This window comes from Kitasatospora sp. NBC_00315, assembly GCF_041435095.1.
Classification (GTDB): Bacteria; Actinomycetota; Actinomycetes; order Streptomycetales; family Streptomycetaceae; genus Kitasatospora.
On sequence record NZ_CP108025.1, the window covers coordinates 5,442,766 to 5,455,559 of the forward strand.

Sequence of the window (12,794 nt, forward strand, 5' to 3'; positions counted from 1 at the left end):
AACAGGTGTACGAGTAGTATCCGGTGGGCCGAGACGGTCGGCGGCAGCAGCCATTCGGGCCGCCCCGACCCGGGGGGAATCCGGCAGCCGACGGTCTCGTACGGCAGACGCCGACATCCAGGGGTTGATAGACGCATGGCACGCCCATCCCTCACCCGCGCCCATCGGGTGCTGCTCGGGTTCGTAGCGGCGGGAGCCTGCCTGATCTCGGGCATCGGCTTCGCCGGTTCGTACAACGCCGTCCGGGACCTGGCGGTGGCCAAGGGCTTCGGGCTCTTCGCGTACGCGTTCCCGATCGGCGTGGACGCGGGAATCGTCGTCCTGCTGGCGCTCGACCTGGTGCTGACCTGGCTGCGTATCCCCTTCCCGCTGCTGCGTCAGACGGCCTGGCTGCTGACCGTGGCGACGATCGCCTTCAACGCCGCGGCTTCCTGGGGGGATCCGCTGGGGATGGGCATGCACGCCGTCATCCCGGTGCTCTTCGTGGTGGTGGTCGAGGCCTCCCGGCACGCGGTGGGCCGGATCGCGGCGATCACGGCGGACCGGCACATGGAGTCGGTCCGACTGCTGCGCTGGGTGCTGTCGCCGGTGCCGACCTTCCGGCTCTGGCGGCGGATGAAGCTGTGGGAACTGCGTTCCTACGACGAGGTCGTGCGGCTGGAGCAGGACCGGCTGGTCTACCGGGCGCAGCTGCGGTTCCGGTACGGGCGCGGGTGGCGGCGCGCGGCGCCGATCCAGGCGCTGCTGCCGCTGAAGCTGGCCAAGTACGGGAAGCCGCTGGACCTCGGGGTGCTGGAGCGGATCGAGGCGGAGGCGCGCGAGGCCGAGGAGGCCCGGGCGTCCCGCAGGGTGGTGGAAGCAGCTCCCGTCCCGGTGCCGCAGGCCGCGATACCCGCCGTCGCCGCTTCGGCCCCGGAGGCCGTGGCAGCCGCGGTGTCCGCGGAGCCGGCGTCCGCCGTACCCCCGGTGTCGGCGGAGCTGGCCGTGCCGACGCTGGCCAAGCTTGCCGCCGTCCGCCTGCGGGACGCCCAGGAGCCGGAGCAGTCGCCGGCACCGGCCCAGGCCCGGGACGAGCTGAACGTCTGGACGGAGCGTGCGGTCCGCACCCATGCGCCGCAGGGGGCGATGGACGCCACGGGCCGTGTCCCGGGGCAGGCCTCACCGTGGTTCAAGCCGCCCCGCCCGGCCGAGCAGGCCGGCCCCGACGTCCGGGTGGCCGCCCCGGCCCAGCGCCGGCAGCCGCCCGCGTACGCGGGGCCGGCCCCGGCGGCCGCCCAGCCCCGGGAGCAGGAGCCCCGCGAGCGGGAGCCGCAGCTGCGGGAGGCCGGTGAGCGGGAGCCGCTCCCGCGTGACGCGGGCCTGCAGTCGGATCGGCTCGACCCGGAGCTCTGCTTCGAGGCGCTGGTCTCCTACATCGACACCTACGACTCCCACCCGGATCCGCAGCGCCTGGCGGAGTACCTGACGGCCGAGTACGAGGTGGTGGGCAACCGCCCCGACGGCTCGGTGAGCCCCTCCCAGCTGGCCAAGATCTGGCCCGCCCTGCAGGAGCGCTACGTCTCGGCGGGCCGGGACTGACCCGAGCCGTCCGGCCGCCGGTCGGCCATTGACTGCCCTACTCCGACGGGGCTACCTTCGCATCAACAAATTGTTGAAGCGCTGGTTCGGCACGGAGGAGTACGGATGTCGCAGTTCGAGGTGGACGGTAGCAAGCCGGAGGGTGGGGCCTCGTTCTCCGGCGCCGCCCGGGCCGCCGTGGACGCGCTGCTGGCACCGGTCGACGCCGAGCTGGCGCGGCGCTACCCGGGCGAGCGCGGCACCCGCCAGCCCGTCCACACCGTCTACGTCCCGGCCGACCTGTTCGCGGCCGACACCGTGCGCAGCTGGGGCCGGCAGGCGCTGGAGGCCTTCGACACCCACGCGGGAACCCCGGCCGAGCTGGCCCGGGCCCTGGGTGTGGCGGACGACGAGCTGCTGGCCGACGTGCACGCCCGGGTCCGCGCCAAGCTGGAGCGCGAGCCGGTCGAGGACCTGCGGATCGACTTCGAGGACGGCTACGGCCCCCGCCCGGACGCGGAGGAGGACGCCGACGCCGTCCGCACCGCCGAGCTGATCACCGCGGCCGTCGCCGGGGGCAGCGCGCCGCCGTACGTCGGGATCCGGATCAAGTGCATGGAGGCGGCGGTCCGCGAGCGCGGGATCCGCACGCTGGAGCTCTTCCTCGCCACCCTGGTCGCGGGCGGCGGCCTGCCCGACGGCCTGGTGCTGACCCTGCCCAAGGTGACCTACGCCGAGCAGGTCACCGCGCTGGTCCGGCTGCTGGCGGACTTCGAGCGACGGGCCGGACTGCCACAGGGCCGGATCGGCTTCGAGATCCAGATCGAGACGACCCAGGCGATCCTCGGCGCCGACGGTCGGGCGACCGTGGCCCGGATGATCGAGGCCTCCGAGGGCCGGGCCACCGGCCTGCACTACGGCACCTTCGACTACAGCGCCTCCTGCGGGGTCAGCGCCGCCTACCAGAGCATGGACCACCCGGTGGCCGACCACGCCAAGGCGGTCATGCAGGTGGCCGCGGCGGGCACCGGCGTCCGGCTCTCGGACGGCTCCACCAACGTCATCCCCACCGGCGGGACCGAGCAGGTGCACGCGGCCTGGAAGCTGCACCACGACCTGGTCCGCCGCTCGCTGGCCCGCGCGTACTACCAGGGCTGGGACATGCACCCGGCGCACCTGCCGACCCGGTACGTGGCCGTGTACGGCTTCTACCGCGAGGGCCTGGCGGCCGCCGCCGCCCGGCTCGCCGCCTACGTGGCCAAGGCCGGCGGCGACGTGATGGACGAGCCGGCGACCGCCAAGGCGCTCAGTGGCTACCTGCTGCGCGGCCTGGACTGCGGCGCCGTCGACGCGGCCGAGGTCACCGCGCTCACCGGGCTCGACCGCGCGCGGCTGGACGCCCTCGCCGGGCGCTGACGAGACGCTGATCCGGGCGCTGACCACGTGCCGGTCCGGGCGCTGGTCCGGTTCCGGGCCCGGTTCCGGTCCTGGTACCGGTGTCGCTCCGGGGGAGCGGTCGGTCGGGAGCGGCCGTCGACCCCGAGGTCTAGGCTGGCGGGACCGCCCGGGAGGGTGGTCCCGCCAGCTTTCGCCCGTCTTGGAGACCAGCCGCGTCATGCCGGATCCGACCCCCAGGCCGTACCTGACGATCCGGCGCGACGGCAGCCACGAGACGGAGATCAAGAAGTCCCGGTTCATCTGCCACCTCGCCCGGGTCGAGGACGAGGACCAGGCGCAGGCGTTCATCGCCGGCATCCGCAAGCAGTACTGGGACGCCCGGCACAACTGCACGGCGTTCGTGGTCGGCGACGAGCAGCGCCGGGAGCGCTCCAGCGACGACGGCGAGCCGGGCGGGACGGCGGGTGTGCCCATGCTGGAGGTGCTGCGCCGGCGCGGACTCACCGACACCGTCGCGGTCGTGACCAGGTACTTCGGCGGGATCAAGCTCGGGGCCGGTGGCCTGGTACGGGCCTACGGGGGTGCGGTGTCCGAGGCGGTGGACGAGATCGGGCTGCTGGAACGGCGACCGGTCGCCCTGCTCGCGGTGAGCGCGGACCACCTCCGGGCCGGGCGGCTGGAGAACGACCTGCGGGCGGCGGGGTACGCGGTGCACGACCTGGCCTACGGGGCCGCGGGCGTCCGGATCGAGGTCGGCGTGCCGGAGCCGGAGGTGACGGCCTTCCACGCCTGGCTGGCCGAGGCGACGGCGGGGACGGCGGTGGCGGTCGCCGCCGGGCGGACCTTCGTGGAGGTCCCGGTCTGAGGTTCCGGTCCGGGGGCCGGCCCGGGGCGTGGGACGGAGCCCGTTCGAAGGACGGCGCCCGTCGGGACGGTGATGGTCCGGACGGTGATGGTCCGGACGGTGATGGTTCGGACCGTGACCCTCGGGAGGGCGACTGTCGGACGATGTTTCGGACAGACCCGGCCGGGGTGGTTTCGAGCGCCCGGCGGCCTACCTAGCCTGGGCCGGTAGCCGAACGGGGAGCGGGGCCGCACAAGAGATGTCCGTGGTCAGGATCGTCACCATCGCACCGGGGGAGAGCACCGGCTGGCACTACCACCCGGGCCGGATGGACGCGGTGGTCCTGGCGGGCGTGCTCACCCGTACCCTTCACGACGGCCGGATCGAGGTCAACGGGGCCGGTACCCGGGTGGTGGAACCGGCCGGGCCCGAGTACGCCCATGTCGGGCAGAACCACGGCGGGCGGCCCGTGGTGCTGCTGGCGACCTACCACGTGCCGGACGGGTGCCCGACCGTGGTCGCCGCGCCGGCCCCGGGATGGAGCCGCTGACGGAGCACCCGGGCGCCGCGTGACCGTCCCCGTGACCGCCCGCGTGACCCGTGACCCGGTGAGCCGCGAGTGTTTGGAATGAGAGCGTTCACTCGAACGAATTGACGTGACCCGGAGCCGGAACTTCCGCTCAGGGTCACCGCGTTTTCACCTACAAGGATCCGGCCGAACCGGACGAAAAACCCGACCCCCGCCCTTTCGGGCAGGGGGATCCCCATGGAGGACGACACACCCCACCACCGCACCACGGGAGGTACCGCGCATGACATCAGACCGCTCCCCGTCGCCGGCCCAGCCCGATCTGCCCGGCCCCCGGAGCCCCGCGACGCCCTACCGGATGACCGTCACCACCACGCTGACGCACTCCGACGCCGTCGCCCTGGCCGACCAGCGGCTCTACGCCTGGTTGAAACAGGAGGGCTGCGACGAGCCCCCGCCCGTCTCTCCGGCACCCGCCCCCCTCGACGCGCCGGCCGAGCGGCTGCGGCTCGGTGACCGGATCCTGTTGGACCGGGACGCCGGACCGCTGCGCACCGGCTCCGCCGGTACGGCTCCCCCTGCCGGCGCCGGCCGGTACACCCGCCGCCGACTGCGCACCCCGGCCCCGCACGGCACCCATCAGCTCACCCTCACCCTGGCGACAGCGGCGGAAGGGCCGACCTGGGTCCGGTTGGAGGCCGAGTACCACGCCTCGGATCCGGGTGTGCGCACACCCACCAAGGTCCCCCTCCCCGAGCTCGCCCGCACCCTGCTGCCCCTGCTCGACGCCACCGACGGCCCGGCCGCGGTGCACGACGGCCCGCGCGTGATCAGGGCCGAGGAGGTGGATGCGCTGATCGACGAGCTCTGCGACCCCGAACGGCGGCTGCCGACGGTGGTCGCGAGCGTCCCGGCCCATCTCGACCTCGACGACTGGCTGGCCGGCACCGTCCGCCCGCTCTGCCACCAGCTGCCCGGGCTGGCCACGCTGTACGTGCTGGATCCCTCGGCCCGCACGGAGTTCAACGTCGCGCTGGAGTACCACTCGGTGTACGGAGGGGCGGTGCGCACCTACCTCCCGGAGGTCGATCCCGCCTCGCGGCACGACGGGGCCCGGCACCCGGTGATGCCGCGCCGCCGGATAGAGGAGGATCTGCGCCGCGCCGCCGGTCTGCTCGCCCGTGAGCCCCGCCGGCTCGCCGCCGAACTGCCACTGCCGGAGCCACTCGCCGCCGTCCCGGTGCTGCGCGTACCGCCGGCCGCGCGCCGGCCCGGCTCACCGCCGGCCGACCGGCCCGCGCACGAGCAACAGGACCGCCAGGAGCAGCAGGCCAGGGCGGACGAGTTGCAGCTGATCCGGCACAGTCTGCGGCACTCCAGGCGGCGCGAGCACCTGCTGCGCACGGAGTCGGACGAGCAGTACGCCACGCTGAGGCACGTCGGCGCGCAGGTCCGGGTGCTGGCCGGCCGTCTCTGCGCCGGCGGCGCGGCGGGCCCGGTCCGTGGAGCGGCGGAGTGCGACGGCTCGGCCGGCGGGTCCAAGGGCTCGGCTCCGGCGGGGTTCGACCGGAGCGCTCCGGCGGCGGCCGCTCTCGCCGGTCTCGCCGAGGAGGCCAGGGCGGAGGAGGACGACGCCCCCGGCACCTTCGCCGAACTCATGGACCGGTTGCCCGAGTTCCCGCTGCTCAGCTTCACCGGGGACCAGAAGTCGGCCCTGGCACTCGACGGTCTGGGCACCTGCGCCGGCTGGGCCAGGCTGACCTGGGAGGGGATGACGGCCCTTCAGGAGTACGCCGTGGCGGCCGTCCGCGGCGACGCCGGCGGGGATTTCAAGCAGTGGTGCGAGCACACACCGCCCGGCTGCCACCACTTCCCGCCGCGCAAGGCCGTCCGGGGCGAGTCGCAGACGGTATTCAGCCACACCAAGTGGAAGCGGGAGCGGATGCTGCCCGTGCCGGAGTGCGTTGACGCGTCCAGGCGCGCGTTCATGGGGGCGCACCTGCGGATCGGCGGCGGACGAACGGCGCCCCGGCTGCACTACCTGGACGACTGTTCCGGCAGTGGCCGGATCTACGTGGGCTACATCGGGCTGCACCTGACCAACACCCGTACCAACTGAGAGGCTTGGCTGACCGGGTGCACCCGTACGGTGGACAATGTCCGGCAGGGGCCGGCCACGGGGCCGTGGTCCGACCGGGGCAAGCGCCGGACGAGCATGGGGGAACGACCGCCGATGCAGCACTCACCAGACGGCCGCCACTCACCCGACGGGCCCGGCGGCCTGCCGGACGCCATTCTGGACGCCATTCCCGACGCGATGCCGGTAGCGATGCCGGGGGCCGGCCCGCAGGCCCTGGCGGAGGGTGCCGCCACGGGCCTCCAGCCCGGCTTCCTGGCTTCGGTGTTCCGTGATCTCGGCGCGGCCTCCGGCGGCGATCCGTCCGATCCGCGGGGCGACGGGGGGAGCGTCGACCCGCGGGGCGACGGTGCGCCGTCCGGCGGCCCGGTACCCGACGATCGGGTCGGAACGGGCTCCGGCACCGACGAGGCCGTCGCCGCGCACGGCCGGGCCGCCGCACTGACCCACCACCGCACCCTCGCGGTCCGGGCCGACCACGAGCGGCTGGCCGACCTGCTGCGGCGGGCCGCGCTTCCGGTCTCCGCGATGGACTTCGAGAGCCAGCTGCGCCGTTACGAGCCGCGCCCCTTTCCGGCCGGGGCGGGGGACGCCGACGGACTGGGCGCCGAGCCCCGCTGGGAGGACTTCGCACCGGCGCAGCCGGCCGGTGCGGACCCGGAGGAGGGACCGGCCCGCAGCCTGTTGGACTCCGGTTACCAGCGGGGTCTGGCCCAGGCCCGGCTGACCCACCAGCGGGCCCTGCGCGAGTGGCGCACCCGTCGGGCGGAGGCCGTGGTCTCCGGCGAGGCTGAGTCGCGGCGCGCCCACGAGGAGGCGGAGCAGGCCAGGGCACGGGCCGTACGGGAGTACAACGACAGCCTGGAGGAGTGCCGCCGCGCCTACCGGCTGGCCGAGCCCGCCGCCGTGGAGTCCCTGATCGAGCGGGCGCTGGCGGCCGCCGAGAGCGCGACCCAGGATCTGCCCGTGCCGTGCCGGGCGGTCTTCCGGTCGTTGACCCGCACGGTGGTGCTGGACCTCGACCTGCCGCCGTTGGACCTCGTACCCGCGCTGAGCGGCTACCGACTCACGCCCGAGGGCGACATCCTCCCGGTGCCGCGCCCGCCGGGGGACCGGGCCACCGATTACCTGCGGCTGGTCGCCCGGCTGGCGTTGCGGGCCCTGCAGGCGGCGGACGCCGTCGACACCGACGAGATACTGGCCGGGGTGGTGCTCAACGGCTGGCTCCGCGTCGGCGCCGACGCCCCGGCCCTGTGCCTGGTGAGTGTCGACGCCGACCGTGACGCGCTCGCCAGGACCAGGCTGCTGCCCGCCGCCGAGCCCTACGAGGAGCTCGACGGGGACGGCGTCTACGCCGACGCCGAACGCGACGAGGCACTGGTCCGGCTGCGCGGGCTGGGCGCCGCCGTCACGCCGGATCCGTACGCGCACGCGGGCGTCGCGCCGGCCGCGGCGGCGGGCCCGACCGTGCCGTCGGCCGGTGACCTGTCGGCGAACGAGTTCGTCCAGCTCGTCCGGGAGCTGCTGACCCGCGGCGGGCTGGACGGGTGGAGCGTGCGGCTGCGCGGCCCCGCGGGCTTGGTCGCCACCGGCGAGGGTGAGGCCGGCAGTGCGCTGCCCGGGCGCTGGGTGGTCTGGGCCTCCCGCGCGGTGGCGCCGGTGGCCGAGGAGGAGATCAGGACGCTGGCCGAGGCGGTCCGGGAGGAGGCCGCGGACAGGGGCCTGCGGCTGACCACCGGCCGGTTCAGCGAGGCCGCCCTGGACCTCACCGGGGAGGAGAGCCACCAGCACATCCACCTGGTCGACGGCGACGGCGTCCGGGAGCTGGCCCGTACGCACCTCGGGCTGCCGCTGGGCGCGGGCGTCTGAGGCCGCTCGCGCGCGGCGGGCGTGCGGATCGACCGCGGGGGCGGCAGGCTGGGCCGATGGGAATCGGATTCGTCGACAGGTGGCGGGCCCGGCACGGACACTCCGCCGGCCGCCCCTCACCCGTGCAGGACCAGGAAGCGATGGCCGAACTGCTCTCCGAGTGCGAGCAACTGCGGGAGCTGGCCGACGGCGCGGGCCTGGCGCTGGACGACAGCGTCTCGTCGCTGGCCGCCCTGGACCAGCTGCTCCCCAGCTGGCGGGACGACCCCGACGGCTACACGTGGCTGGGCAACGACGCCGGGTTCTATCTCGGCACGGTGGTCCTGCGGACCGTCCCGGGGGCCCGCTGGGAGCTCGCCGGGGAGGACAGCCCGCTGGTCGTGCTGCTCGACGGCCGCCGGCTCGACGTCACGGCGGTCGGCCGGTCCTGGGCGCAGACCGGCACTCCTCAGTTGACGGCGGCTTACCTGGAGACCACGGACGACTGACCCCGGCTGTCACGGACGGCCGACCCCGGTTGTGACCGGCGACCAACCCGGCTGTGACCGGCGATGGGCCCGTCCGTGGCCCGTCCGTGGTCCGCCCGTGGCCCGTCCGTGGCCGGGGCGTGGCCGGGGCGTCGCCCGGCTCACTCCGACGGTCCGTCCGGCGGGCGGACCGGCGGGCCCGCCCACAGACTTGGGCCGGGTAGGGCCGAGGGGCCGGGGGAGGAGAGAGACCGCGATGACCGCGATCCTGGTGGCCGCCGGAGCGTTTCTGATGACGCTCATCGGTGGCTTCGTCGCGCAGCGGACCGGCGACCGCCGCCACCTCGTCCTCGGCTTCGCGGCCGGGCTGATGCTCGGTGTGGTGGCGTTCGACCTGCTGCCCGAGGCGCTCCGGGCGGCTCCGTCGGAGGTCCACGGGGTGCCGCAGGCGCTGCTGATGTTCGCGGCGGGCTTTCTGGTGATCCACATCATCGAGCGCGCGGTGGCGATCCACCGCGGCCACGAGGGCGAGTACGCGGAGCACACCCACGCGCACGGTCACCGCCACCCGCAGCACGGCCCGCAGGCCCAGGGCGTCGGGCTGACCGCGGCCGGTGCGCTGGTCGGCCACAGCCTGATGGACGGCTTCGCCATCGGCGCGGCCTTCCAGGCGGGCAGCACGGTCGGCACGGTGGTGGCGATCGCGGTGGTCGCCCACGACTTCGCCGACGGTTTCAACACCTACACGATCACCCGGATGTACGGGAACAACCGCCGCCGGGCGCTGACCCTGCTGGGCGCCGACGCCCTCGCACCGGTCACCGGGGCCGCCATCACCCTGCTCTTCACGATCCCCGAGCAGCTGCTCGGGCTGTACCTGGGGTTCTTCGCCGGCTTCCTGCTCTACCTGGCGACCTCGGACATCCTCCCGGAGGCGCACAGCCCGCACCCCTCGCGCAACACCCTGCTCTGCACCCTGGCGGGCGTGGGGTTCATGTGGCTGGTGATCGGTTTCGCGGGTTAGCGCCCCGATGGCGGGAGGGTCGGTCCCGCGGTCGGGGCCCCGGCGCCGGGAGCGTCAGAGGCGCAGCGTCGTCCACTGCTCGCGCATCGCGGCCAGGGCCTCGGTGATGGCGGGGCGGCGCGAGGCCTGGGTGCGCCACAGGGCGAACACCCGGCGGGTGGGTTCGGGCGCGACCGGGCGGGCGACGAGCCCGGGCGGCAGTGCCCCGCGCCCCAGCCGGGGGACCAGCCCCACGCCGAGTCCGGCCGCGATCAGCGCGATCTGGGTCTCGAACTCGCCGACCTGGTGGACCACGTCGGGCTCCTCGCCGGCCTCGCGCATGGTCCGCACCAGCCAGTCGTGGCAGATGTTGCCGGGCGGCACGCTGATCCAGCGCAGGCCGCAGAGCCGGCCGACCGGTACCACGGCCAGGTCGGCCAGCGGGTCGCCGGCCGGGAGCAGCAGGTCCACCGGGTCCTCACCGAGCTCCATCCGGGAGAGCCCCTCGGGCACCGGCAGGGGTACGGTCGGCCAGTCCTGGACGAGGGCGAGGTCCACTTCGCCCCGGGCGACCAGCTCGGCGGCGGGGTAGGGGTCGCTCTCCAGCAGGCGGACGTCCAGATCGGGGCAGCGCGTGCGCAGATCGGCGAGCGCGCCGGGCATCAGGCCGCGCGCGCCGGTGGCGAAGGCGGCCAGCAGCAGCCGGCCGACGGCCTGGCCCCGTTGCTCCTCCAGCGTCACCTCGGCCTGCTCGACCAGGGCCAGCACCTGCTGCGCGGTGGCGGCCAGCTCGCGTGCGGCGTCGGTGAGGACGACTCCCCGCCCCTGCCGTTCGAGCAGGACAGTCCGGGTCTCCCGCTCCAGTTTGGCGATCTGCTGGGAGACGGCGGAGGGGGTGAAGCCGAGCGAGGCGGCCGCGCCGCCGACCGAGCCGTGCACCGCGACCGCGTGCAGGGCGCGGAGCCGTCCGAGATCCATCATGCAGCAATGCTAAACCGTAGCGTTCAGACATCATCGCTGGTGCTGCACGATGCCGGGCCGCCATGCTCGGGGCATGCCCGCATCGAGCACCGCCATGAGTCCGCGTCACATCGCCCTGGCCGTGCTGGTCGCGGCCGTCTGGGGGCTCAACTTCGTCCTCATCCACATCGGCCTGGAGAACTTCCCGCCGTTGCTCTTCTGCGCTCTCAGGTTCGCCGTGGTCGCGCTGCCGGCGGTGTTCGTGGTCGGACGGCCGGCGGTCGCCGGGCGCTGGATCCTGGGGGTCGGCTTCGTGCTCGGGGTGGTGAAGTTCGGACTGCTCTTCCTCGGGATGCACGCGGGGATGCCGGCCGGGCTGTCCTCGCTGGTGCTCCAGAGTCAGGCGGTCTTCACCGTGCTCTTCGCCGCCGCGATGCTCGGTGAACGGCCCGCGCGTCGCCGGATCATCGGCCTGGCCATCGCTTTCGGCGGCATCGCGCTGGCCGCCGTCGACCACGGTCTCGGTGGTCCGGTCGGGGCGTTCGCCCTGGTCGTCGCGTCAGCGGTGGCCTGGGGCCTGGCCAACGTACTGACCCGCAAGGCCTCCCCGCCGGACGCGCTGCGCTGGATGGTCTGGGTCAGCGCCGTCCCGCCGCTGCCGCTGCTCGCCCTCTCCCTGCTGGTCGAGGGGCCAGCCGCGGACCTGGCGGCGCTGCGCGGCATCACGGCGGCCGGGATCGGTGCCATCGCGTACGTCGGGCTGGTGTCGACGCTGTTCGGCTTCGTCGCCTGGAGCTATCTGCTCCGCAGCTACGACGCCACCGCCGTCGCGCCCTACTCGCTGCTGGTTCCGGTGTTCGGGATGTCCTCGGCCTGGCTGCTGCTGGGGGAGCCGGTCAGCCTCACCGCGGGCTGCGCGGCGCTGCTGGTGGTCGCCGGGATCGGGCTCACCGCGCTGCGTCCGGGGTCGCCCGGGGCTCCGCGCCGGCTGCCCCGTAGGCGGCGTCCGCCCGTCGCAGTGCCTGTAGCAGCGCGTCCTGGTCGGCCGGGCTGACCGGGCCGAAGTACTCCTGGGCGACCTCGTGCCGGACCTGCCCGATCCGCTCGACCGCCGACCAGCCGGCCGTCGTGAGCACGATCCGGACGGCCCGGCGGTCGGCCGGGTCCGGGGTCCGCTCGACCAGGCCCGCCTCCTCCAGGGCGTCGACCACGGTGGTGGCGGAGCGGGGGGCGATGTGCAGCCGGTCGGCGAGGTCGCTGAGCCGCATGGTCCGGGTGCTCTCGCAGCCCGGGGCGTGCGCGAGGGTGCGAAGGGCGCGGCCCTGGCCGGGGGTGATGCCGAAGGGTTCGAGCCGGTGCATGGTCTGCCGCCGGATCCGCTTGATCGCCCGGGTCATCTCGTCGGCGAGCTCGGCGGCGGTCTCGGGCGGCGTGGCGGTCATCGGCGGGGTCTCCTCGGCAGCGGTTCGCCCCAGGGTATCGGCCGGTCGGCGCGGGTTCGGGAAATATGTTGAGTCAGACTCACTATGTGAGCTACTCTGCAATCGAGTGAGGGCACCCTAAGTTCGTCGGAGTCGCTCACCTCGACCCCTCCGGCCGGGTGGTGCCCGGGCCTCCCGGCAGCCCCTGGCGGGCCTGCCCGGCCTACCTGTCGGCCGTTCCGAAGACCCCTGGAGCACCCATGCCCCGTTCCGAAGCCCGTGTGACCACCGACCGCGCCGCCCGCTACGCCAAGCAGCTCGCCGCCCATCTCGGCCGGCGGATCGAGGCCACCTGGTCGGAGGAGACCGGCCGCGGCGAACTCACCTTCGGCGGCGGCCGCGGCACGCTCGCCGCCGAGCCCGACGCCCTGCTCCTCGCGGTGGAGGGCGAGGCCGGACACCTCGCCGAACTGGAGGACGTGGTCGGCCGCCATCTGGTGCGCTTCGGCGCCCGCGACGAACTGGTCGTCGCGTGGCACCGCGACAGCGGCGAGCCGGGCCTGGTCCACCGCAACGAGCAGCCGGCCGAGGACGGGAGCTGACCGCCCC

12 protein-coding genes are annotated in these 12,794 nt (G+C 74.5%); 10 read left to right on the forward strand and 2 right to left on the reverse strand.

Going from position 1 to position 12,794, the window contains the following annotated elements; genetic code table 11:
• The first annotated feature begins 135 nt into the window (after window positions 1-135).
• From OG823_RS22615 to OG823_RS22650, 8 genes are all read left to right on the forward strand, one after another.
• Window positions 136-1,578, forward strand: coding sequence for a DUF2637 domain-containing protein (locus tag OG823_RS22615; RefSeq protein ID WP_371481431.1), 1,443 nt, complete (start codon window positions 136-138; stop codon window positions 1,576-1,578).
• A 105-nt stretch (window positions 1,579-1,683) separates the two neighbouring features.
• The gene (locus tag OG823_RS22620; RefSeq protein ID WP_371481432.1) at window positions 1,684-2,973 is read left to right on the forward strand and encodes an aldolase/citrate lyase family protein; all 1,290 of its coding nucleotides are present in this window, start codon (window positions 1,684-1,686) and stop codon (window positions 2,971-2,973) included.
• 199 nt (window positions 2,974-3,172) lie between these two features.
• A complete protein-coding gene (locus OG823_RS22625; protein ID WP_371481433.1) occupies window positions 3,173-3,820 on the forward strand; it encodes a YigZ family protein in 648 nt (215 codons plus the stop codon).
• 244 nt (window positions 3,821-4,064) lie between these two features.
• Complete coding sequence (locus OG823_RS22630; protein ID WP_371481434.1) at window positions 4,065-4,349, forward strand: cupin domain-containing protein; 285 nt, start codon at window positions 4,065-4,067, stop codon at window positions 4,347-4,349.
• 262 nt (window positions 4,350-4,611) lie between these two features.
• A complete protein-coding gene (locus OG823_RS22635) occupies window positions 4,612-6,447 on the forward strand; it encodes a hypothetical protein (RefSeq protein WP_371481435.1) in 1,836 nt (611 codons plus the stop codon).
• A gap of 114 nt (window positions 6,448-6,561) precedes the next feature.
• Entirely contained in the window at window positions 6,562-8,334 is a 1,773-nt protein-coding gene (locus OG823_RS22640; protein WP_371481436.1) for a restriction endonuclease, read from the forward strand.
• Between the two features lie 56 nt (window positions 8,335-8,390).
• On the forward strand, window positions 8,391-8,822 hold the full coding sequence (locus tag OG823_RS22645) for a DUF6278 family protein (protein ID WP_371481437.1): 432 nt from the start codon (window positions 8,391-8,393) through the stop codon (window positions 8,820-8,822).
• Between the two features lie 235 nt (window positions 8,823-9,057).
• Window positions 9,058-9,825 carry a ZIP family metal transporter gene (locus OG823_RS22650; RefSeq protein WP_371481438.1) on the forward strand — a complete coding sequence of 256 codons (768 nt, stop codon included), beginning with the start codon at window positions 9,058-9,060 and terminating at the stop codon, window positions 9,823-9,825.
• A gap of 54 nt (window positions 9,826-9,879) precedes the next feature.
• Here the strand turns inward: OG823_RS22650 and OG823_RS22655 are convergent, their stop codons facing one another.
• Entirely contained in the window at window positions 9,880-10,785 is a 906-nt protein-coding gene (locus tag OG823_RS22655; protein WP_371481439.1) for a LysR family transcriptional regulator, read from the reverse strand.
• A gap of 94 nt (window positions 10,786-10,879) precedes the next feature.
• On the opposite strand from OG823_RS22655, the gene OG823_RS22660 reads away from it, so the two are divergent.
• The gene (locus tag OG823_RS22660) at window positions 10,880-11,818 is read left to right on the forward strand and encodes an EamA family transporter (protein WP_371484613.1); all 939 of its coding nucleotides are present in this window, start codon (window positions 10,880-10,882) and stop codon (window positions 11,816-11,818) included.
• Here the strand turns inward: OG823_RS22660 and OG823_RS22665 are convergent.
• Window positions 11,712-12,206: a MarR family winged helix-turn-helix transcriptional regulator gene (locus OG823_RS22665; protein ID WP_371481440.1), complete on the reverse strand. Its 495-nt coding sequence runs from the start codon at window positions 12,204-12,206 to the stop codon at window positions 11,712-11,714. The genes OG823_RS22660 and OG823_RS22665 overlap by 107 nt on opposite strands.
• A gap of 239 nt (window positions 12,207-12,445) precedes the next feature.
• Here OG823_RS22665 and OG823_RS22670 point away from each other — a divergent pair, with 239 nt between their 5' ends.
• Window positions 12,446-12,787, forward strand: coding sequence for a DUF2218 domain-containing protein (locus OG823_RS22670; RefSeq protein ID WP_371481441.1), 342 nt, complete (start codon window positions 12,446-12,448; stop codon window positions 12,785-12,787).
• Window positions 12,788-12,794 lie beyond the last annotated feature (7 nt).

Bases quoted from the DNA above. Each gene is read 5' to 3' on its own strand.
- OG823_RS22615 (WP_371481431.1), top strand. From the start codon at position 136: ATGGCACGCCCATCCCTCACCCGCGCCCATCGGGTGCTGCTCGGGTTC.
- OG823_RS22620 (WP_371481432.1), top strand. From the start codon at position 1,684: ATGTCGCAGTTCGAGGTGGACGGTAGCAAGCCGGAGGGTGGGGCCTCG.
- OG823_RS22625 (WP_371481433.1), top strand. From the start codon at position 3,173: ATGCCGGATCCGACCCCCAGGCCGTACCTGACGATCCGGCGCGACGGC.
- OG823_RS22635 (WP_371481435.1), top strand. From the start codon at position 4,612: ATGACATCAGACCGCTCCCCGTCGCCGGCCCAGCCCGATCTGCCCGGC.
- OG823_RS22640 (WP_371481436.1), top strand. From the start codon at position 6,562: ATGCAGCACTCACCAGACGGCCGCCACTCACCCGACGGGCCCGGCGGC.
- OG823_RS22645 (WP_371481437.1), top strand. From the start codon at position 8,391: ATGGGAATCGGATTCGTCGACAGGTGGCGGGCCCGGCACGGACACTCC.
- OG823_RS22650 (WP_371481438.1), top strand. From the start codon at position 9,058: ATGACCGCGATCCTGGTGGCCGCCGGAGCGTTTCTGATGACGCTCATC.
- OG823_RS22655 (WP_371481439.1), bottom strand. From the start codon at position 10,785: ATGATGGATCTCGGACGGCTCCGCGCCCTGCACGCGGTCGCGGTGCAC.
- OG823_RS22660 (WP_371484613.1), top strand. From the start codon at position 10,880: ATGAGTCCGCGTCACATCGCCCTGGCCGTGCTGGTCGCGGCCGTCTGG.
- OG823_RS22665 (WP_371481440.1), bottom strand. From the start codon at position 12,206: ATGACCGCCACGCCGCCCGAGACCGCCGCCGAGCTCGCCGACGAGATG.
- OG823_RS22670 (WP_371481441.1), top strand. From the start codon at position 12,446: ATGCCCCGTTCCGAAGCCCGTGTGACCACCGACCGCGCCGCCCGCTAC.